Genomic DNA, 21556 nt, shown 5'->3' with positions numbered 1-21556 from the left:
GTTCCGCCGAACGCGGCACGGGAGCCTGGCGGGACGGCTCCGAGCGACACACGAGCGCGACCGCGACCGGCTCGCGGCCGTAGATCAGCTGTGGTCAGCCGTGGGTCAGTTGAGGCGAGGGCAGAAGTGGCCGCCGGGACCGTCGGGGCGGCCGCACAGGACGCAAGACGGACGGCCCGCGGCGATGATGCTGCGGGCACGTTCGATGAAGGCCCTGGTCTGCGGGATCGACAGGCCGACCCGGAGCGAGTCGAGATCCTCCTCGCTGATGGGCGTCCCGAGCTGACCGGGCGAGAGCCCCGCGGCCTCGACGAACACCCGGCGGCCGTCCCAGGAGACGGTCAGCTGACCGAGGTGGAAGTCCTCCTCGAACGGCGCCTCCAGCGGCGCGAGGTCCACCTCGATGTCGGCGGCGGCCGGCACGGCGACGCCCTGCTGCTGGCCAACCTGTCCGAGCAGTGCCGACAGGCCCTCGGTCAGCGCGGTGACCTCGGCCTTCTCCAGCCCGATGGTGATCAGCTGCCCGGCGGACGCGGCCTGGAGGTAAAACGCGCGTTCGCCAGGCTGCCCTACGGTTCCGACCACGAACCGCTCCGGCGGGTCGAACACGTGTCGCTGCATGCCTTGCGCACTCTCCGTCAGAAGATCTGGGTCAGACGATCTGGAACACCCGACCCGGGATACCCGCCCAAAGCCGGACGAAGCTGGACCAGCGATCCGGGGCAGAGGATCCGGTCAGGTGGCGTGCCGGTCCGGCCGCGCGGGGCGGATGGCCGGCGGGTCTTCATCCAGTATCCCCGCGCGCCGGGCACCCCGGCCATCGTCGAGGTGCCGACGGCCACCGTCCGTGCCGGGCCCGCGAGCCCGACCGGGCCGGCCAGCACCGCCGATCGCGCCAAGCCCGGCCGGCACGGCCGTTCCGCCAGGGACGGCGGTCTTGCCGGCGCCGCGCCGGAACCGGCCCCTGCCGAGGGCGTCCTCGGACGTCCCGGCCACCGCCGGCCGACGGTCCTCGGCGGCCGGGGAGGAGCAGCAGTCCGTCGGGCAGACGTCGGGGAACGGCCCGAAGGCGCTCAGCGCCCGCCGGGGTGCGCCCGGGTCACGCCGTTCCTCGACCAGCTCGGCGATCATCCGGACGAACCGCGGGTCCGCCCCGACAGTACCGGCCCGCACGGCGGTGAGCCCGAGCTTCTCGGCGCGGGCCAGCGCCTCGCGGTCGAGGTCCTGGATGACCTCCATGTGGTCGCTGACGAAGCCGACCGGCACGATCACGACCGTTCCCACACCGTCGGCCGCGAGAGCCGCCAACCGGGCACCGACGTCCGGCTCCAGCCAGGGCACCCGAGGGGAGCCGCTACGGCTGCAGTAGGCGATGCTCCAGGGGTGCTCCTGGCCGCACCGCTCGGCGAGGCCACGAACGACGAGCTCGCTCGCCGCGGTCAGCTGGCGCTCATAGGCACCACCGGCCGGCCCGCTCTCGACCGCCTGCCAGCGCGGCACGGAGTGCGCGACGAACACGAGGTGAGCGCCGCCGCGGCGGCCGGCCGGCAGCGCGTCGACGGCGGCCGCGACCCGGTCGACCATCGGGCCGACAAAGCCGGGGTGGTCGAAGAACACCCGAAGCTTGACCAGCTCGAGGCCGCGGTCCGGCTCGAGGCTCGCCAGGCCCGCATCGCCGCCATCGCTGTCACCGTCACCGTCACCGTCACCGTCGCTGACGCTGACGCTGACGCTGACGCGGTGGCCGCCGGCGGGCGGCTCGGCGAGCGCGCCGGCGAGATCCTCCCGGTACTGGCGGCAACCGGAGTAGGTCGCGAAGACCGACGGGACGAAGCAGGCGGCCCGCCGCACCCCGTCCGCGCGCATCTCGGCGAGCGCGTCGCGCAGGTACGGGCGCCAGTTGCGGTTGCCCCAGTACACGGGCAGCGGCGCGAGCTCGGCGCGCAGCGCCGCCAGCAGCTCGCGGCTCTGGTCGTTGATCGGGCTGCGTCCGCCGAGACGCTGGTAGTGCTCGGCGACCTCGGCGATCCGCTCCTCGGGCACCTCCCGCCCGCGGGTCACGTTGCGCAGGAACGGGACGACGTCCTCCGGCCCCTCCGGCCCGCCGAAGGTGACCAGCAGCAGCGCGTCCACATCCACGCCGACGGCCGCCGTCCCCGGCGCTGACGACTCGTCCGGCGTCCCGGCCACGGCCGGCGCCTGGCCGGCCGGACTCACCGGAAAGGTGGACGGCCGGCGCCCCGGCCACCCGGCCGTGGCCCGGCTTCCGGCTGAAGTCTGGCGCATCGGCCTATTCTCCCCCTCCCGGCACGAGAGAAACGGGGGGCCGTGGGCCCTCATCAGCCGGGAGGCGCGGGAGGCGTCCCCTGGAAGGCCACCCCGGCCGGCCACCGGCGAAGCCGCCCGACGTGCGGCGAGCGAGGCCCGCCCCGCGTCAGCCGGTCAGTGGCCCATGCCGACGCCGCCGTCGACCGGCAGGACGGCGCCGGTGATGTAGCCGGCGCGCTCCGAGGCGAGGAAGGCCACCGCGGCCGCGACCTCCTCCGGCTCACCCATCCGCTTGCCGGGGACGCTGGCGACGAGCAGCTCGCGCTGGGCGTCGGTGAGGGAGTCGGTCATGTCGGTGCGGATCGGGCCGGGGGCGACGATGTTGGCAGTGATGTTGCGGGGCGCGAGCTCGCGGGCAAGCGAGCGCGCGAAGCCGACGAGGCCCGCCTTCGAGGCGGCGTAGTTCGACTGGCCCGGCTGGCCGGACAGGCCCACGACCGAGGAGATGAACACCAGCCGGCCATAGCGGCGCCGTAGCATGCCACGGGCGGCGCGCTTGGCCACCCGGTACGCGCCGAGCAGGTTCGTGTCGACGACGTCGCGGAACGCGTCCTCGGACATCGTGAGCAGCAGCGTGTCCTTCACGATGCCGGCGTTGGACACGACGATGTCGACGGGCCCGAGCTCCGCCTCAACCTCGGCGAACGCCTTCTCGACCGACTCCACGCTGGTGACGTCGAGCCGGACGCCGAACATGCCTTCCGGCGCCTCCCCGCCGCGGCTGGCGACCGCGACCCGCTGCCCGTCCGCCACCAGGGCCGCCGCGCAGGCGGCGCCGATCCCCCGGTTACCGCCGGTGACCAGCGCGACCCGGCCCTGACCCTCGTTCTCGACCATGGGGCGGATCGTAACCGCCCACCGGCCTGGCCGGCGCCAGCGGCGTCCGGCGCCTCGGGGTTCCTGCCGGATCGACGGAGCTTGCGGAGTCGATCTGGGAGGTCCGGGGCGCGGAGCCCGACCTGCCAGCAGACCTTCCAGCAGACCTCCCAGATCGCTCCGCGATCCGGCAGGGACCCCGGCTCCGCGATCCGGCAGGACCCCGGCTTCGCGATCCGGCAGGGACCCTGCTCCTGTGTGGTTCCGGGTTCCGGGTTCTGGCGTATGCCTGGGGCAGGACTGGGTCCGGGCTGACCAGGTGGTTGAGGTGATGCTGCGCTGATGCGCCGTCACTAGTTGTGGCTGGGTTGCGCGGATGTCCCCAAGAAGGGACGTCACATCTCAACTCGCCGCTCCCGCGGGGCAGCCCTGTGCGGGCGGCGGTGGGGACGGGTGGGGACGATGGGGGCGTGCGGGTGACGATCAGGGTGCGGCCGGGGGCAGGGCGGACGGCGGTGGGCGGGGAGGTCGCCGCACCGGACGGGGAGGCGAACCTGGTGGTGCGGGTCGCGGCCAGGGCCGTCGACGGGAAGGCCACGGAGGCGGCGCTGCGGGCGCTCGCGGACGCGCTCGGGCTGCGCCGCCGCGACCTCGCCCTCGTCCACGGCGTGACCAGCCGGACCAAGGTCGTCGAGATCGACGCCCCACCAGCCGACGAGCCGGCGCTGCGCGCCCGCCTCACCGCCCTGCGCCAGTCCCGTTGACCCGTGACGGCGGTTCGGGGCCGGCCGGTGAGGTGGCGCGGGTGGCCCGCCGACCAGCGGATACCGTCATCCTGGTGCCCAAAGCGGGCGGCGCGCGCCGAACCGGCACGCGGTGGTGAGATGGACGGTGGGCGCGGGCCGCATCCGGCGGGAACGGCCCACCGGGACAACGCGGCACCGGCGTCGCGCGTCCGGACTGGGTGGGCGGGGTCCCGGAATCCCGGGGTCTCCGCGGATCGGCGAATTCCGAGGCTCGCGGCGGAAGATCCATGGTCCGCTCGCCCGACCGCCGTTCCGACAGCACTCCGACGACCAGTTGTAGATCGCGAATCGGTTGGGGGCCGGTGGTGCACAGGCCGGGGATACGTCACGCGGAGTACCGGCCGCGAGAGCGTTCCTATGAGCCGCCCGGGCGGCCGAGCGGCTCAGCCGGCCCGGCTCAGGGGCCGGCGGCCACCAGACTGCCGGCGGACGAGGCCGCTGTCGCGGGCCAGCCGGGCGACGAGCCGATGGCCTGGGGCGCATCCTCGGCGGACGGCGGGGTTGCGGAGGCATACCCGCCGGCCCAGGTGCCGATGCCAGCCCGGCCGCGACGCCCGCCACCACGGCCACCCCGGCCGCACGAGACGCGTGCCGCCGACGCCCAGGACAGCCCGGCGGCTGCCATGCGCCGCCCAGTCCGACCGGAGTGGCCGCCCACCGGTCCGCGGCCGTCGCGGGCGCCAGAACCGTCACAAGCGCCCCAACCGCCACGAACGCCCCAGGCGCCGCGGGAGGCCGGTTCGCCGGTGCCCTTGCCCGGCCAGCCGACGCACGGGCGCGGACCGTCGGACAGCCCGGCACGGCCGTCGCTCGGCTCCGGCCAGCCCGGGCCTGGCGGAGGACAACCACGGCGCCCGGGCGGCTCGGCGGACGCCGACGCGGCTCTGGGGCCGCGGGTGCCGGCCCCGCCCCCGCAACCGGCGGCGCGGCCGCTGGTGCCGGGCGCGATCGTGCCCGGGCCACCCGGAGGCGTGCTCGACCTCGCCGCGCTCGCCGAGATCGAGGACCGGCTGCGCGTGATCGCCACCGAGAGCATCGAGTCGGCGACGCGCCGCGGCGAGGTGGGCCGGCAGGTGGCCGACCAGCGCCGCTCGCTGACGTCCGCCGCGTCGTCCGTCGCCACCGTGCTCTGGTTCGACTCGCTGCGCACTGAGGACCGGGTCAGCGTCACCCCGCACGCCGCGCCGCTGCTGGCTGCCGTCCACCAGGTCCTCGAGGCCTCCCGCCCGGCCGACGCCGACGCGGACGCGGACGCTGCCGCCGCGGAGCTCGTCACCGACTCGCTCGCCCAGGACGCCGGCGGACCTCCCGAGCCGGCCTCACCGGTTCGGCGGGAGCCCTGGGGGACGCGGCTGCCGCTGCCCACAGGACCGTCGGCGCGGGCGCTGCGGGCGACCGGCGCCGGCACGGTCGGGCCGAGCGGGACGGTCTGGGGCGCGCTCGCGCGCCGGCTCGCCGGTGCCCGCTTCGACCACGCTCCCGGCGGCCGGGCGGTCTGCATCCTGCGGTATCCGGAGCTACGCGACGCCGCCGTCTGGGAGGCCGTCACCGACGAGCGCACGCCCTACCTCGGGGAGCTGCTCTGGGTCGTGCTCGTCACCGGCGCGGCCGTCGGCGCCGAGGCCGAGGGCGTCGAGCGCGCGGGCCTGTCCGGCCCGGCCGGGCCGGACCGCGCGGCGCGGATGTTCGAGGCCGCCGGCTGGCAGGTGCTCACTCTGCGGTACGGACGGCGGCTGGCGGGGCTGTTCCGCCGCCCGGGCGGGCAGGCGTTCCGCGGCCGGCTCGCCCGGATGAGCCAGGACGAGTACCGCGAGCTGCTCGTCACGCGCGGCCCGGAGCTGCGCCGGCGGCTGGCGGGGCCCGGCGCGGCCGGGGCCGGCATCGCCGGGCTGGTCGACACGCTCACGGACGACGAGATCCACGCCGCGCTGCGCGACCTCGGCGGCCACGACCTCGCGCTGCTGATCGACGCCGTCGACGACGTGGCCACCGACCGGCCCACCGTGCTGTTCGCGCACACCCACGACGCCTGGACCCGCGACCCCGACGTCCACGAGGTGCCCGCCCGCGCCCCGCGCGCCGAGGCTCCCGCGGCCGGCGTCAGGTCCATCCACCCGATGAGCGCGGGCGCGGTGGTCGTGCCTGCGGCCAGGAACGCGGGCACGGCGGGCTCGGGCCAGCTCGCGCCGCCGGCCGGCTCGCGCGGCGCCCGGCTGGCCACCCATGTCGCCTCGTACCTGGACCAGGCTCCGCCGCCGGCGCCAGACCCGCCGGCCCTGCCCGTCGACCTGGACCCGATCGACGGCGGTACCTGGGCCGGCGAGTCGGAGGCGCGGCCGGGCGAGCCGGGGGCGGTGCTCTCGTCCACCCAGGCGTCCTTCGGTGCCCTGCTGCGTGGCCTCGCCGGACTCGCGCCGCGGGCGGCCGGCGCCGTCGTCACGATCTCGACGAGGGACGCCGACACCGTCGTCGCCGGCTGGCTCGACCCGACGACGTCCCGGGACACGGCCAACCACGAGCTACGCGGCCCACGCGGCCCGGACGAGCCGACAAAGGCGACCGGTCCGGACGGTCCGGACGGTCCGGGGCAGCCGCGCGACGCCGACGGGGCGGCGGCCGGCCCTGCCGGGGCGCCGCTGGTCTCGTCGGGCGGGCGGCGCCACGTGGCCGGGGCCTTCCCGGCGGGCGCGTTCACCGGGGTGCTGGGCAACCTCGCGGTGGCGTGGAACCGACAGGGCCTGCCGCTGCTGCCGATCGGGGTGACCGACGAGCTCGCCGCCGGCCGGGTCGTCCCGGCCTGGGCGGCGGGCTGCGCCGTCGACGGGCGTTCGGTGCTGGCGGTCGCCGACACCGGGGCGGGCGGGCGCTTCGCCGGCCCCACGCTCGCGCTCGCGCTGGCCGCGACCGGCGTGACCGGCCTGCCCGGGGTGACCCGATACGAGCCGGCGTTCGCCCAGGACCTGGCCTGGTGTCTACTGGCCGCGCTCGCCCGGCTTGGCCGGGCGGACGGTTCGTCGAGCCTGCTGCGCCTGTCGGCGCGGACCGTCGACCAGCGGCTCGCCGCCGTCCCCGCCGCCGGCCCCGCGCGAGCCCGTAGGCAGGCGGCCGTCCTCGCCGGCGGCTACCGGCTGCGCGACGGCGGCCCGGCGCCGGCGCTCACCCTGGTCGCGATGGGCCCCGTCCTGCCCGAGGTGCTGGCCGCGGCGGACGAGCTGGAGGCCGAGCTCGGCGCGGGTGTCGGCGTGGCCGTCGCGACGTCGGCGGACCTGCTGTTCGCCGCCCTGCGCGCCCGAGACGCCCACCTCCGCCGCGCCGGCGAGGTCGGCCACGCGGTCGCCGGCGGGCTCCACGGCGTCGTCGCGGACGGCGCGGGCCCGCGGGACTCGGGCCCGCGGGACTCGGGCCCGCGGGACTCGGGCCCAGCGGAGACGGGTCCGCAGGAGACGGGAACCAACCGTTCCTGGGTGCTGGAGGAGATGTTCCCGGCGTGGGCACGAGCCCCACTGGTCACTGTCGTCAACGGGGACCCCAGCCAGCTCGGCTTCCTGGCCGGAGTCCGCGGCGATCGCCTGGCCGCCGTCGGGCCGACCGCGGCCACGGACGGGCCGACCGCGGCCGCCGACCAGGCCTCGCCCGGGGGGCCCGTCGAGGTCGCCGCCATCGTCGGGGCGGCCCGTCGGCTGCTCACGGCCGCCGGCGGCGCGGCCGGCTGACCGGGCCGGACGCCGGCCGGGAGGGCACCGCGCGGCCGCGGAAGTCACGGGAGGGTCAGCCCGCGTACCGCTCCGCTGGCTCGGCTGACGCGACGGTCCCAGCGAGAGCGGGCGGCGCTCCCACGACGGGCAGCCAGCGCCGCTCGGCGGCGGTCGCCGCCGCGGCGGCGAGGAACAGGCGCAGCCGCTCCGTCACGCCACGGCGCCGCCACACCAGCGACCACGGGTAGACGGGCGACGGGTCGACCAGCGGGCGCACGACCAGGCCGTCGCCCGACCGCGGGCAGGACCGCGGCCAGGCCGCGACGCCGTCTCGCTCGAGCACCTCGTCGAGCATCGCGGACAGCGGAGTCTGCGCGGATGGGGACAGCATGAGCCGCACCCCGGCGCCGGGGAGAAAGGCCAGTGCGAACTCGATCCAGTCCGGGGTGTGTTCGGTGTTGCCGAAGACCCAGCGCGCCGCGCCGCCGCCCGCCCGAAATGTCTCTCCTCCGCGACCGTGACGAAATAGCGCACCTGCCGCAGGTTCAGGTCCACCAGGCCAGTATCCGGCGGGCGAGCCAGGCGGTAGTTGCCTTTGGGAAATATGGCGTTAACGCGTATTGGACGCCCGCGCGCGGTACTCCCGAGTGAGCTCCGGATATCGCGCGCATCATCTATCAATCGCGGCGGAACCGGTATTGGACCACCTGCCGGGCCAGGGATGTCCCACGGCCACCTGTTCGCGGCCATCGAGGCCAGCGGCGGCCTGATTCCGCAGCCTCCGGTCCCACTGCCCTGGTAACCGCCCGCCCGGCGGGCGACCGGTCCGTGTGACTGTGCCACAGAAAGTGACAGCGCCTTCAGCGCAGTGCCAACTCAGCCACGTCCTCAGCCCGGGCCCACGCTAACCACCGCCATATGCCTGTGCCTCGAACTAGGCCAGGAGGGCGCCCTGGCGCCCGAGGCGGGCGGCGCGCCCAGCGACAGAAAGTGACGGCGCCTTCAGCGCAGTGCCAACTCAGCCACGTCCTGAGCCCGGAACCAGGTCTACTACCGCCATACGCCTGTACCAGGAACCAGGCGGGGAGGGCGCCCTGGCGCCCGAGGCGGGCGGCGCGTCCAGCGTCCGCCCGCCCTAGCGGTCGCGCAGGGAGAGGGCCTCACGGCCGGCGGTCTGGGCGCCGGCCGTGTCGCCGCCGGCGGCGCGGATGCGGGCGACCTGCTCGAGCGCCCACACCAGGTCGCGCAGGATCTCGGGGCGGTCACCGACGATCTGGTGACGGCGGCGCTCGACGCCCAGCGCCTCCTCGAAGCCCTCGATCGCCGCGTCCAGGTCGCCGAGGGCTTCCTTGGCGCCGGCGACCTTGTCCAGCCCGACCGACAGGTCGCGCAGCACGGTCGGGTGCTCGCCGTACTCCGTGCGCAGCCAGCGCACCAACGCCAGCGACTCGGTGTAGGACTCCAGCGCGCCGGCGACGTCGCCGTGGTCGTAGCGCATGTTGCCGACCAGGCTCAGCGAGTGGAACAGGGCCCGCGGCACGGTCGGGTCGATGTCGGTGCCGCCGGCGACCGCGAGCGCCCGGCGGGCCGTCGTCACGCCCTCGGCGTAGCGGGCGAGCGCGCCCGCGGCGTCACCGCGCAGCCGCAGCATGTCGCCGACGTCGAGCAGGCCGCGGGAGATGTCCCGCAGCAGCGGGGCGACGTCGCCGTAGACGGTGATCAGCCCGCGGCGCACCTCGAGTGCCTCGGTGTACGCGTCCAGGGCGGACTTCATGTCGCCCTGCTGCTGGCGCAGGTCGCCGATCTTCTCGAGGGTGTTCGCGAGCCGTTGGCGGGCCTGCGGCGCCGGGGCCCCGCCGTCGGCGAGCAGCCGGTGAGCCAGCGCCAGGCACTCGGTCTGGATGTCCAGCGCGCCGACCAGGTCACCGAGCGCGGCCCTCGCGGCGCCGGCCCGTTCCAGGCTGACCCCGAGGCGGTGCTCGGACTCGGGGCTGCGGTCGGCCGTGGCCAGGTGCCGGTTGATCCGCAGAGCTTCCTCGTAGTTCTCCTGGGCGGGTGCCGCCCGCCCGTGGTCGAGCAGCGCGTCGCCGTGCTCGATGAGCACGGCCGCCAGGTGCGCGAGGTCGGCGACTCCGCTGGTAGCCGAGGCGACCCGCTCCCTGCTGACCGACACCAACGCGTCGAGCGCAGTGAGCAGGGTGTCCAGGTCACCGCGCTCTCTGGCCAGCTTCGCCAGCCGTTCGAGGTTCTGCGGGGTCAGCTGCTGTCCGGTGGCCGCGACCTGACCTGCGTGGTCGTCCATATCCGGAAGAGTAGTGGTAGCCGGGATCGATCACACTGGCGCTTGCGGGTCCGGTTCTGACGAGTTGCGGACGCAATGACGTCCCGCGACACCTTTGTCGCAGGACGTCACCCCCCACGTACACACCCGTATCAGCCCGGCCACCATTCATCGACCACGTCACTAGACCTTTGACGTCACCCCGCGCCCGGGTACGAGGTCGCCGCCGAGCAACGCGCACAACCCAGCCACCAATCGCGACAGCGCATTGGCGCACTACCAACGCACCCGCCACGCCGACCCGCGCCCGGGTACAAGGCCCCTGGCGAGCGACGCGCACAACCCAGCCACCAACGGCGACAGCGCCTTGGCGCACCGCCAACGCACCCACCACCCCGACCTCGACCCCGACCGGCCCCGGCGATACACGCCAGCCCCGGAACCAGGCCGGGAGGGCGCCCTAGGCGCCCGCGGACCTCCCAGATCGACTCCGCAAGCTCCGTCGATCCGGCAGGAACCCCGGGCGCCGCGGCGGGGCGGTCGCGCAAGCGACCTTCCCCGCCAGCGGCGCCCTAGCCGAAGAAGTGGCCGGGCGGGTAGGCGCGGTCGGTGCGGGAGCGGGGCGTGCCGCGCAGCGCGTCGGTGAGTGTGCGGGCCGTGTTGACCAGCGGGACGTGGCTGAACGCCTGCGGGAAGTTGCCCGTCATCCGGCCCAGGCGCGGGTCGTACTCCTCCGCGAGCAGCCCCACGTCGTTGCGCAGCGCCAGCAGCCGCTCGAACACTTCCCGCGCCTCGCGGACCCGCCCGGACAGCGCGTAGTTGTCCGCCAGCCAGAACGTGCAGGCCAGGAACGCACCCTCGCCGGCCGGCAGGCCGTCGACGGCGCCGTCCTCGGCGGTCGGGTAGCGGTTGACGAAGCCGTCCTCCAGCAGCTCGCGCTCGATCGCGGCGACCGTGCCGACGACGCGCGGGTCCGTGGCCGGCAGGAAGCCGACCAGCGGCATGTAGAGCAGCGCGGCGTCGAGCTCCTTGGAGCCGTAGAACTGGGTGAAGGTGGTGCGCTCGGCGTCGAAGCCACGGTCGCAGACCTCGCGGTGGATCTCGTCGCGCAGCGCCGTCCAGCGCTCCACCGGCCCGGGCAGCCCCGACTCGACGATGCCTTTCACGGCGCGGTCGGCGGCGACCCAGGCCATGACCTTGGAATGGGTGAAGTGCCGGCGCGGGCCGCGGACCTCCCAGATGCCCTCGTCCGCCTTGCGCCAGCCGGTCTCGAGGAAGTCCATCAGCTTGGCCTGCAGCGGCCAGGAGTCGTCCCGCCCGTCGACCTCGGTGGCCATCCTGGCGACGTGCAGGGCGTCGAGCACCTCGCCGTAGACGTCGAGCTGGAACTGGTCGACGGCGGCGTTGCCGACCCGCACCGGCGCGGAGTTCTCGTAGCCGGAAAGCCAGGAGACCTCGTACTCGGGCAGCCGGCGCTCCCCCGCCACCCCGTACATGATCTGGACGCGGGACGGGTCGCCGGCGACGGCGCGCAGCAGCCACTCCCGCCAGGCCAGCGCCTCGCTGGTGAACCCGGCGTCGAGCAGGGCCAGCAGCGTGATCGTCGCGTCGCGCAGCCAGCAGTAGCGGTAGTCCCAGTTGCGGACGCCGCCGATGTGCTCGGGCAGCGAGGTGGTGACGGCGGCGACGATGCCGCCGGTCGGGGCGAACGTGAGCGCCTTCAAGGTGATCAGCGAGCGGCGCACGGCGGACTGGTAGAGGCCGTCGTAGGTGCAGCCGGCCATCCAGTCGGTCCACCAGGCCTCGGTCTGGGCGATCATCTGGCGGACGGCGAGCGCCGGCGGCGTCGGCTGGTGCGACGGGTACCAGCTCAGCGAGAACGGGACGGACTGGCCGGCCGACACCTCGAACTCGGCGAAGGTCGCGAGATCGTGGCCCTCCATCGGCGCGGTGGTGCGCAGCGTGACAGCGTCCGGCCCGGCGGTCGCGGTCATCGTGTGCTCGTCGCGCCGGCGCACCCACGGCACGATGGAGCCGTAGTCGAACCGGATCCGGGTCTCGCTGCGCATCCGCACCCTGCCGGACAGCCCCTCCACCAGCCGCAGCACGGCGTGTGCGCCGGCCCGCGGGAGCATCGCGTCCGTGATCCGGACGGTTCCGGAGGCGGTCGTGAGATCCGTCTCGAGGACGAGTGTGTCGCCGCGGTAGCGACGGCTGACGCCGACGACCGGCTCGACCGGCGCGATCTTCCAGTGCCCCGCGTTCTCGTCCCCGAGCAGCGCGGCAAAGAGCGCCGGCGAGTCGAAGCGGGGCAGGGACAGCCAGTCGATCGAGCCGTCCCGGGAGACGAGGGCCGCCGAGTGGGTGTCGCCGATCAGCGCATAGTCCTCGATGAGGGATGCCACTACTGCTCCTAGCGCGATGTGCGGCGTCGCCCGGGCCTGGCGAAGCGCGGAGGACGAGCGCGCGCTTCGGCCGGGCGGGCGGGCTCCGCCGGGGTGTGCGGGAAGTTCGGTGCCGCGCGGCGATGGGCGGCGTCAGGAGGCCCAATAGGCCCCACAAGGCGGTACAGATTACGACCCGGCCGGCGGGCTAGGTTGGGGGTGCGACCCAAGCGAGTGGTCCTCGTGTGGGCCGGACCAGATTTGATGTCCCAACCCGACAGGGATTCCTCGACGTGACCGCAAGCCCCCCGACACCGGAGCCGGTTCCCGGAACGGCCCCCTCGCCGGCTTCCGAAGCCCCAACGGCCATACAGACTGCACCATCAATGGGCCCGCTGGCCAGGCCTGGTCCGCAACCCGACAGCACGGGGCCCTCGACGGCCGCCGTGCCCGGTCCGGCGAACGCCGCGTCCGCGTCCGCGGGCGCCGGCACTGGCGCCGCGCCGGCGCCGCGGCCTCGGCCGCCGAAGCCGTCGGCGTGGGTGAGCACGCGGCGTTACCTGCTCGACCGGCGCCGGCGGCCCGCGGTCGTGCTCGGGCTGATCGCGCTGGTCGGGATCGTGGTGTTCGGGGTGTACGCCGTCGTCGACGGGCCCCCGCCGACCGTCGAGGCGGTCGTCGTCTTCAAGGCGGAGACGACCGACGCGCAGAAGGAGGCGGTCCGCGCCGCCTGCCCGACCGTCGGTGGCGCCATCCAGGAGCCGCGGGACAACAACAACCTCGCGTCCACCCGCGCCTATCCGCTCCGCTACAACCTGACCGCGGCATCCACCTACGATCGGGCCAAGCTGTTCGAGTGCGTTCAGGCCCAGGCCGGTGTCACCGGCATCACCAACGAAACCCAGGGCCAATAAGGCGGTCCCGCGGCCGGACGCTCCGCGCCCCAGACCTCCCAGATCGCTTACGTCCCAGATCGCTTCGCGATCCGGCAGGAACCCTGTCGCCGATCCGGCAGGGACCCCGGGCACTGCGCTGATGCGCCGTCACCAGCGGCGGCCGGATTGCGTGCCTTGCTCACCTCAACGGCATAGCGCCATCGGCGGGGGTGTCCTCGGAATCATGGCGGCGGGCTTCCAGGACCTCGGCCGGTGTGGGCTGGCCCGCCTCGCGGGCCTGCCGCGCCTGCCAGAGGCTGACGATGATCGTGGCCAGCACGGCCACGCCACCGAAGATCACGCTGCCGCCGCTCCAGGCTGACGAGCCAGGCAGGTCGTCGTAGATGATCCAGAGGATCCCGGCGGCCACCATCCCGATCCCGAAGAGGATCGAGCCGGCCGTCGACCAGGCGCGCGACGCCGCGAGGTCGGCGAGGTCAGCGGCCTTCTGACGGGCGGCCTCGAAGCGGGTCCGCGCCCAGTCGTACTCCAGGCCGAGGATGAAGAAGCCGAGCGCGACGACGAGGAACCCCGGCCCCGGCAGCACGAGCATCGCCGCGCCAAGGCCGAGGACGGCGAGACCTAGCACCGTCAGCGCGATCCGCCGTAGCAGGCGGGCTGGCGACCTGAGCATGGCTGGCGGGCTCCCTCTGCTCGTTGGCGCGTCTTTCCCCCGGCGCCCTGACTTCATACTGCCTGGTAGAAGTTGGCCCGCGGAGCATTCGTGACCGCGGTCGCCGTCGGCTTCCCGACTCGCCCAGTCCGGATGGCGGTCGGCCGGAGCGGGGGATCGCTCCCGGCCCGGACCGGTTGAGTACCCCTGGGAGCGGTTAATGTGACCCTGGGCGACCCAATAACTCGGCCGCCTGGCTACCGGCCTCGGCTGGGGCGGACGGGGAGGCTGGACCGCTCGGCGCCGTGCGCTCACCCGGCGTGGCGCTCGCCGGCGATCCCGGTGGCACGAGCCCGGCCTTCCGACGGACGCCTCGTGGCTTCGCCGTCCCGGCAGGACCCCTCGGGGACTCCGACGGCGAAGCTGGCACGTCTCGCGCCGCCGGAGGTTGTCGGCGGACGACGAGCCGGAAGCCGTCGATCTAGCGACCCTGACCGACGACAGGCGACGAAAGGCCCCATCGTGGACATCGAGGAGACCGCGCTTCCCGGGATCGGGCTGCGGCACGAGTTCAACACCCGCGCCGGCCGGCGGGTCGGCGTCGTGTCGCGGCACAAGGGGCGGCGCGACCTCGTGATCTACGACGCCGGCGACCCGGACTCGGTCGCCGAGTCGCTCACGCTCACCGGCGAGGAGAGCGACGCGCTGTCGGAGCTGCTCGGCGCGCCGCACATCGTGGAGAAGCTCGCCGACCTGAGCAAGGTGTTCGCGGGCCTGGTCGGCGAACAGATCAAGATCGCGCCGGAGTCGCCGTACGCCGGCGGGCTGCTCGGCGACACCCAGGCCCGAACCCGCACCGGCGCCTCGATCGTGGCCGTCGTGCGCGACCACGAGGTGCTCGCCTCGCCCCGGCCGGACTTCCGGTTCGAGGCGGACGACGTCGTCGTGGTCGTCGGGACGCCGGACAACACCGCCGCGGTCGCCGAGCTGTTCCGCACCGGTTGACGGCGGGACGACGGCATGGAACACACTGCTTCGATTTTCATCGAGCTCGGCGGGGTCCTGTTCTGCCTCGGCGTCATCGGGCACCTCGCCAGCATGGTCGGGATCTCCCCGATCCCCTTCTACCTCGTCGCCGGGCTCGCCTTCGGCAAGGGCGGGCTGCTGCCGCTGGTCGCCAGCGAGGAGTTCATCAAGACCGGCGCCGAGATCGGCGTGGTCCTGCTTCTGCTCACTCTCGGCCTGGAGTACACCGCCGACGAGCTGATCCACGGCCTGCGCAGACAGGCCCCGGCGGGCGCCGTCGACCTCCTGCTCAACGCCGTGCCCGGCGTCGCCGCCGCGTTCCTGCTCGGCTGGGGCGGGACCGCCGCGGTCGTCATGGGCGGCGTCACCGCGATCTCGTCGTCCGGGATCATCGCGAAGGTCCTCGGCGACCTCGGGCGGCTCGGTAACCGGGAGACCCCGGTGGTGCTGTCGGTCCTGGTGATCGAGGACCTGGCGATGGCCGTCTACCTGCCGATCGTCACCGCGCTGCTCGCCCACCAGACGGTCGCGCGCGGCTCGCTGACGCTCGCCATCGCGCTCGGCGCGCTGGTCGCGGTGCTGTTCGTCGCGCTGCGCCACAGCTCCAAGGTCACCCGGCTCGTGTTCAACCCGAAGTCGGAGCGCAACGACGAGATCATCCTGCTACGGGCGCTCGGGCTGGCCCTGCTGGTCGCGGGCGTCGCCCAGCGGCTGCAGGTGTCGGCGGCGGTGGGTGCGTTCCTCGTCGGCATCGCCCTGTCCGGGCCGGTGGCGGAGGGGGCGCGCGAGGTGCTGACCCCGCTGCGTGACCTGTTCGCCGCCGTGTTCTTCGTGTTCTTCGGCCTGCACACCGACCCGGCGGAGATCCCGCCGGTGCTGGCCGTGGCGTCGGTGCTCGCCGTCGCCGGGGTGGCGACGAAGGTGGCGACGGGCTGGTGGGCGGCGAGAAGGGCCGGGATCGGGACGCTCGGCCGGTTCCGCGCCGGCACGGCGCTGGTCGCGCGAGGCGAGTTCTCGATCGTCATCGCCGGGCTCGCGGTCTCGGCCGGGGTCAGCCCGCGGCTCGGGCCACTCGCCGCCAGCTATGTGCTGCTGATGGCGGTGCTAGGCCCGCTCGCCGCCCGGTTCGTCGAGCCGGTCACCAGGGCAGGCCTGCGCCGCATGAACCGGAAGCCCGCCACGGCCGCTTCCAGCGGGCCGCTGTGACATTGGTTCGCTCCGTGCGGGCGGCGCGCTCCGGCCCCTTACTCGCTTCGCTCCCGGCCGCCAGGGTCGAACCGGGTCGGGGCTAAAGGTTGTTGATGGTTCGCTCCGTCCGGGCGGCACGCTACGGCCCCTTACTCGCTTCGCTCCCAAGGGACCTCCGCGCGCCGTCCTCCTCCGCGAACGTGCGCTACGGCGACCTCCGCTGCGGCTCGCCTACTTCGCTGCGCTCGTAGGCGTGCCTCCGCGGAGGTGCGCCTCCGCGCCGCACGGTCACCACCCGCTTGAACGTCACGACACCACAACACACCCGCCCGGGGGCCACGTCGCTTCGCTCGTGGGGTCGCCTTCCTGCCTGACCGGCGGCTCCCACAAAACGATCAAGATCCGGCTCAGACCAGGACCCCGATTCGTGCCGCTCAAGCGGCACGCAACCGAGCTGGCGCGGAGGCGCACCTCCGCGGAGGCCCGGCTACGAGCGAAGCGACGTGGTCGGGCCGCAGCGGAGGTCGCCGCAGCGCACGTGAGCGCAGGAGGACACGGCCCGGAGGTAGCCCGCGAGCCGCCAGGCGAGCGGGCTGCCGGAGGGCCGTGTCCGCACGGAGCGAACCAGAGACACAGACACACCCACCGGATGTGTCGCCCTAGGTGGCGGCTTTGGCAGGATGCCAACCATGAGCGGACTTCTCGAAGGCAAGCGGGTTCTCGTCACCGGCGTGCTGACCGACGCGTCGATCGCGTTCGCGGTCGCCCGGATCGCCCAGGAGCAGGGCGCCAACGTCGTGCTCACCGGCTTCGGCCGCGGGCTGTCGCTCACCCGCCGGATCTCGCGCCGCCTGCCGACGGAGGCCCCGGTCATCGAGCTGGACGTCACCGACGAGGAGCACCTCGGCGGGCTCGCCGACAAGGTGCTCGAACACGTCGACGGCCTGGACGGGGTGCTGCACGCGATCGGCTTCGCGCCCGAGTCGGTGCTCGGCGGCAAGCCGTTCGTCGACGCCGCCTGGCCGGAGGTGGGCACCGCGCTGCAGGTGTCGACCTGGTCGCTGGCCGCGCTCACCCGGGCGACGCTGCCGCTGTTCGGCGAGCACGCGAGCGTCGTCGGCCTGGACTTCGACGCCTCGGTCGCCTGGCCGAGCTACGACTGGATGGGGGTCGCCAAGGCCGGCCTCGCCTCCGCCGCCCGCTACCTCGCCCGTGACCTCGGCCCCCGCGGCGTACGGGTGAACCTGGTCTCCGCCGGTCCGCTGCGCACCATGGCCGCCAAGAGCATCCCCGGCTTCCAGAAGTTCGAGGCGGTCTGGGATGACAAGGCGCCGCTCGGCTGGGAGGTTCAGGACACCGAGCCCGCCGCCCGCGCCTGCGTCGCCCTCATGTCCGAGTGGTTCCCCGCCACCACCGGCGAGATCATCCACGTCGACGGCGGCTTCCACGCCATCGGCGCTTAGAGAAGGGCGATCGAGACTCGGCCGGTCAGAAGCGGGTGCCGCTGTAGGGCTGAGCGTTGGTGGCGAACAGTGTGTCGGCGGTGGTGAGGGCGGCCGGGTCGAGTACGTCGACCCGGCCGGCGGCGGCGAGCTGCCACCAGCGTGTTCCGCCCAGGTAGACCGCGCCGAGGGCGGCCACGCCGGCCCTCAGGCCGGCCGGCGCCTGTGCGGACAGCGCCAGCCGGGTGGCGCCGGCCTGGCTGATCTCGTAGACGCCCGAGTTCGCAGGCAGCAGGTCGTCGACGACATCGATGACGACGCTCCCGGCGCCCTGGTAGGCCCTGGCCGCCAGTGCCACCGGCACGTCCAGCAGCCGCAGCCACGTCTCGTCCTCGATCTCGCGGAACCGCACGGCGCGGTGGTCGGTCAGCGCCGCGGGCAGCGGGTCGTCGAGCGGCAGGTCGTCGATCACGATCCTGTCGACGAGGTCGAGGCCCAGCAGGAAGCGCAGCAGGGCCGCCCTGGCCGCGGGCGTGCCGGCGACCAGGTCGTCGACGACGATCGTCCGTTCGCCGTCCATGTGCCAGTCGACGGCCTCAGCCGGGTGGTAGCGCGCGAACCCGTCCTCGGCGCCGGGCTCGCCGTGCACCGCGACGTAGGCGATTCTTCCCGGCTTCGGCCGCGTCCGCAGCCGCCACCACGGCGCGGAACGTCCCATGGCGCCCGGCTGGTGCGCCGACAGGTTCTCGTGGACGGCGGCAAGCAGGTCCTGGCAGTCGGCCGAGTCCACGAGGCGCACCGGTCCGCCGCGCGGCGCGGTCGGCCGAAAACGAGCCTTGGACGTCGTCACCACGGCCTGCCCGGTCTGCGTCGCCATGCCGTACCCGAACCGCTCGTAGATCACCGCCTCGCTGGCCCGCAGCGTGGCGACGACGTCGCCGCGGGCGACGGCGTCGTCCAGCTGCGCGCGCATGAGCGCGGTGAGCAGGCCGCGGCGGGTGTGCGTCGGCAGCACACCCACCCCGGTGACGGCGGTGTGCGGCAGCCGCCGCCCGCCCGGGACGGCGAGCCAGCTCGCGAGCGAGTCGGTGGTGCCGACCATCTCGCCGTCGACGAAGGCGCCGAACATCCGGTCCTTCTCGAAGTACGCGTCGCCGTGTGGGTCCTCGGCGGTGAACAAGCCGGGATCGGGGAACGCGACCAGCGCCGTGCGGAACACCCGCATCCCCGCGGGCCGCTCCGCCGGACTGACGACCCGCACCTCGTGCCCGCCCACTGACTCTCCCTCCACACGCCGCCAGCCGGCCCCGCCCGGCCCAGGCATCCTCGCCTGTCCGGCGCCACCCGTCACGGGAGATTCCGGGAACAGCCGGGCAAGCGCGGGACCTGCGGACGGGCCGGACGGCCGGGCTTGGATACTGGACGACGGCGGGGGTTGGGTGAGGCTCGCGAAACGGGAGGCGGCGGCAAGGTGGCGGGACGTATCGCGGTGGTCGGCGGCGGGATCCTGGGACTGGCGGTGGCCAGGCGTCTCGGGCAGGTCGACCCGTCGGCCGCGGTGACCGTCTTCGAGAAGGAACAGGACATCGCCCGCCACCAGACCGGTCGCAACAGCGGGGTGGTGCACGCCGGCCTGTACTACACGCCCGGCTCGCTGAAGGCGACGCTGTGCCGGCGCGGCGTCGGCCTGCTGCGTGAGTACGTCGCCAAGCACAACATCCGCTACGACGAGTGCGGCAAGGTCGTCGTGGCGGTCGACGACACCGAGATCGACCGGCTCAAGGAGATCGCCCGCCGAGCCGAGGCGAACGGTGTGCCGCGCTGCGAATGGCTCGACGGCGACGGGCTGCGCGGGATCGAGCCGCACGCGCGCGGCGTCGCCGCGCTGCACTCCCCCACGACGGCGATCGTCGACTACCCGGCGGTCTGCCGGGCGCTGCGCGCGGACGTTCTCGACGCCGGCGGCACGGTGCGCACCGGCGCCGAGGTCGTCGGGATCGAGGAGAAGACCGACGGCGTGTGGCTGCGGGTGCGCGTGCGCGGGACCGCGCCGGTGGCGCCGAACGGGCACCACCCGGACGGTGACAGCGCCGCCGCGAAGGCCGAGCTGCGCGAGGTGACGGAGCAGATCGGCCCGTTCGACCTGCTGGTCTCCTGCGCCGGGCTGCAGTCCGACCAGGTCGCGCGGCTCACCGGCGAGGACCCGTCGCCCCGGATCATCCCGTTCCGCGGCGACTACTGGCTGCTGCGGCCCGAGCGGCGCGATCTGGTACGCGGCCTGATCTACCCGGTGCCAGACCCGCGGTACCCGTTCCTCGGGATCCACCTGACCAAGCGGGTCGACGGCGAGGTGCTCGTCGGCCCGAACGCGGTGCTCGCCACCGCCCGCGAGGGCTACACCGTCGGCACCGTCAAGGGCGCCGACCTGCGGGAGACGCTCGCCTGGCCCGGCATGCGCAAGCTGGCCAGGACGCACTGGAAGACCGGCGCCAAGGAGATGCTGCGCACCGCCAGCAAGCGGGCGTTCGTCGCCGAGGCCCGCCGCTACGTGCCGGAACTGTCCGCCGCGGACGTCATGCGCGGCCCCGCGGGTGTGCGCGCCCAGGCCGTGGACCGTGACGGCGGCCTCGTTGACGACTTCGTGCTCGCCCAGCACGGCCGCGTCCTACACGTCCGCAACGCCCCATCCCCCGGCGCGACGGCGTCCCTGGCGATCGCCGAGTACATCGTCGCCAAGCTCGTCCCCGAGCCCCAGACCGACTCCACCCGCCCCACCGATTGACCGCCATCACTGTGGCGGCCCGGCTTGCGGGCCGCTTTCGGCCAATCGGCGGGGACCCCGCGGGCAACCCGGCATGAGAGACAGCTCGCCCGATCAACGTCCCTGAATCGGCGATATGAACGCAGGTCAGGTCTCGGCGCCGTCGCTGATGGCGGCGAGCAGGGGGAGCACGGTCACGCAGGTCGGGGTGGGCACGCCGTACTCGGCGCCGATGCGGACGACGGCGCCGATCAGCGCCTCGTGCTCGAGGCGGCGGCCGGCTAGCCGGTCGTAGAGCATCGACGTGCCCGCGCCCGGCGGCTGGCCGCGCAGCCGGCGCACGGTGAACTCCGGCAGCCCTTCGGGCACCTCGGCGCCGTCGGCGCGGGCGACCGCGACCGCCTCCGCCATGATCGCGAGCGCGAGCTGGGCGACGTCGTCGCGACGGAGCACCTCCAGGCGGCGCCCGGTCAGGGTCGTCAGGGTGTTCGCGGCGCTGTTGACGCACAGCTTCGTCCAGGCGGCGGTGGCGAAGTCCTCGGTGAGGCGGACCTCGCCGGCCGTGAGGACCCGTTCGGCCAGCCGCTCGGCCAGCAGGACGTCAGGCACCTGCAGCACGCCGCCGGCGCGGTGGCGGACCACGCCGGGCCGCTCGGCCTCGGCGTTGATGTAGACGACGGCGGGCAGCACCTGGTCGGGGTGGGCGAACGCGGCGACCCGCTCGGCGTGGCGCACGCCGTTCTGCAGCACGGCGACGCTGGTTCCCGGCCCGACGGTCGCGGTGAGCCACGGCGCCACGGCCGGGATCTGATGGGCCTTGGTGGCGAGCAGCACCCAGTCGAACCCGTACGGGGGCAGCTTCGCCGGGTCGGTGACCACCTCGGCGGGCACCTCGGCCTCGACGTCGCCGCCGTCCGCCCCGGTCGAGACGACGACCAACTGGTCGAACGGGCGGCGGACGCACAGCCACACCTCAGCCCCGCCCGCGGCGGCGCGGGCCGCGAAGTAACCACCGACCGCGCCGGCCCCGATGACGGCGACCCTCGCGGAGGGCATGCCAGCGCGCGGCGGCGCCGGCCGCGCGAGCCGGCCGGTGACGAAGTCCATCTCCGGCCCCGGCGGTGCCGCGGTCCCCACCCTGGCACGCGAGGGCCGCTCGCCCGGCTCGGCCATGCCCGGAACCCCGTGATGGGCGGGCAGCGCCGAGGCCGCCCCGGATTCGGCCATACCACGAGACTGCCGGAACCCGGCCCGCACCGGCCACCGGACCGGCTCACCGCC

Annotated in this window: 16 protein-coding genes; 7 read left to right on the top strand and 9 right to left on the bottom strand. The window is 74.4% G+C overall.

Translation table 11 applies throughout. The annotated features are described in order from the left end of the window. Positions 1-105 precede the first annotated feature (105 nt). The 3 genes from QOZ89_RS20980 to fabG form a co-directional block, all read right to left on the bottom strand. Positions 106-621, bottom strand: a complete 516-nt coding sequence (locus tag QOZ89_RS20980; RefSeq protein ID WP_071052082.1) for a DUF3090 family protein — start codon at positions 619-621, stop codon at positions 106-108. Between the two features lie 114 nt (positions 622-735). Continuing rightward, positions 736-2190: a ferrochelatase gene (locus QOZ89_RS20975; protein ID WP_241842155.1), complete on the bottom strand. Its 1455-nt coding sequence runs from the start codon at positions 2188-2190 to the stop codon at positions 736-738. A gap of 252 nt (positions 2191-2442) precedes the next feature. Beyond that, positions 2443-3165, bottom strand: coding sequence for a 3-oxoacyl-ACP reductase FabG (gene fabG, locus QOZ89_RS20970; protein WP_071052084.1), 723 nt, complete (start codon positions 3163-3165; stop codon positions 2443-2445). Between the two features lie 449 nt (positions 3166-3614). Between fabG and QOZ89_RS20965 the strand changes: the two genes are divergently transcribed. Next, a complete protein-coding gene (locus QOZ89_RS20965) occupies positions 3615-3908 on the top strand; it encodes a DUF167 domain-containing protein (protein WP_071052085.1) in 294 nt (97 codons plus the stop codon). A gap of 938 nt (positions 3909-4846) precedes the next feature. After that, positions 4847-7663 (top strand): pyruvate dehydrogenase, encoded by a 2817-nt coding sequence (locus tag QOZ89_RS20960; RefSeq protein WP_312624705.1) that lies wholly within the window; start codon positions 4847-4849, stop codon positions 7661-7663. A 55-nt stretch (positions 7664-7718) separates the two neighbouring features. On the opposite strand, the gene QOZ89_RS20955 is transcribed toward QOZ89_RS20960, so the two are convergent. The 3 genes from QOZ89_RS20955 to QOZ89_RS20945 form a co-directional block, all read right to left on the bottom strand. Then, positions 7719-8036, bottom strand: coding sequence for a type 2 periplasmic-binding domain-containing protein (locus QOZ89_RS20955; RefSeq protein WP_131803768.1), 318 nt, complete (start codon positions 8034-8036; stop codon positions 7719-7721). A gap of 744 nt (positions 8037-8780) precedes the next feature. Next, positions 8781-9947 (bottom strand): hypothetical protein, encoded by a 1167-nt coding sequence (locus tag QOZ89_RS20950; RefSeq protein ID WP_071046884.1) that lies wholly within the window; start codon positions 9945-9947, stop codon positions 8781-8783. Between the two features lie 551 nt (positions 9948-10498). Beyond that, positions 10499-12331: a glycoside hydrolase family 15 protein gene (locus QOZ89_RS20945; protein ID WP_071046885.1), complete on the bottom strand. Its 1833-nt coding sequence runs from the start codon at positions 12329-12331 to the stop codon at positions 10499-10501. Between the two features lie 521 nt (positions 12332-12852). Here QOZ89_RS20945 and QOZ89_RS20940 point away from each other — a divergent pair. Then, positions 12853-13224 carry a hypothetical protein gene (locus QOZ89_RS20940; protein WP_071046895.1) on the top strand — a complete coding sequence of 124 codons (372 nt, stop codon included), beginning with the start codon at positions 12853-12855 and terminating at the stop codon, positions 13222-13224. Positions 13225-13384: 160 nt separating this feature from the next. On the opposite strand, the gene QOZ89_RS20935 is transcribed toward QOZ89_RS20940, so the two are convergent. Then, positions 13385-13879, bottom strand: a complete 495-nt coding sequence (locus QOZ89_RS20935) for a PGPGW domain-containing protein (RefSeq protein ID WP_071046886.1) — start codon at positions 13877-13879, stop codon at positions 13385-13387. Between the two features lie 501 nt (positions 13880-14380). On the opposite strand from QOZ89_RS20935, the gene QOZ89_RS20930 reads away from it, so the two are divergent. From QOZ89_RS20930 to fabI, 3 genes are all read left to right on the top strand, one after another. Beyond that, the gene (locus QOZ89_RS20930) at positions 14381-14863 is read left to right on the top strand and encodes a cation:proton antiporter regulatory subunit (protein ID WP_071046887.1); all 483 of its coding nucleotides are present in this window, start codon (positions 14381-14383) and stop codon (positions 14861-14863) included. Positions 14864-14878: 15 nt separating this feature from the next. After that, positions 14879-16090, top strand: coding sequence for a cation:proton antiporter (locus tag QOZ89_RS20925; protein WP_071046888.1), 1212 nt, complete (start codon positions 14879-14881; stop codon positions 16088-16090). A 671-nt stretch (positions 16091-16761) separates the two neighbouring features. Next, positions 16762-17535, top strand: a complete 774-nt coding sequence (gene fabI / locus QOZ89_RS20920) for an enoyl-ACP reductase FabI (protein WP_071046889.1) — start codon at positions 16762-16764, stop codon at positions 17533-17535. 25 nt (positions 17536-17560) lie between these two features. Here the strand turns inward: fabI and QOZ89_RS20915 are convergent, their stop codons facing one another. Next, a complete protein-coding gene (locus tag QOZ89_RS20915) occupies positions 17561-18790 on the bottom strand; it encodes a GNAT family N-acetyltransferase (protein WP_198543071.1) in 1230 nt (409 codons plus the stop codon). 195 nt (positions 18791-18985) lie between these two features. Between QOZ89_RS20915 and QOZ89_RS20910 the strand changes: the two genes are divergently transcribed. Continuing rightward, positions 18986-20296: an L-2-hydroxyglutarate oxidase gene (locus QOZ89_RS20910; protein WP_071046897.1), complete on the top strand. Its 1311-nt coding sequence runs from the start codon at positions 18986-18988 to the stop codon at positions 20294-20296. A gap of 126 nt (positions 20297-20422) precedes the next feature. Here the strand turns inward: QOZ89_RS20910 and QOZ89_RS20905 are convergent, their stop codons facing one another. Further along, the gene (locus QOZ89_RS20905; RefSeq protein ID WP_198543072.1) at positions 20423-21448 is read right to left on the bottom strand and encodes a 2-dehydropantoate 2-reductase; all 1026 of its coding nucleotides are present in this window, start codon (positions 21446-21448) and stop codon (positions 20423-20425) included. Positions 21449-21556: the final 108 nt, after the last annotated feature.

Origin of the sequence: Pseudofrankia coriaricola, assembly GCF_032027725.1 — a bacterium.
Taxonomy (GTDB): domain Bacteria; phylum Actinomycetota; class Actinomycetes; order Frankiales; family Frankiaceae; genus Pseudofrankia.
This window is presented reverse-complemented; position numbering and strand designations above follow the sequence as displayed.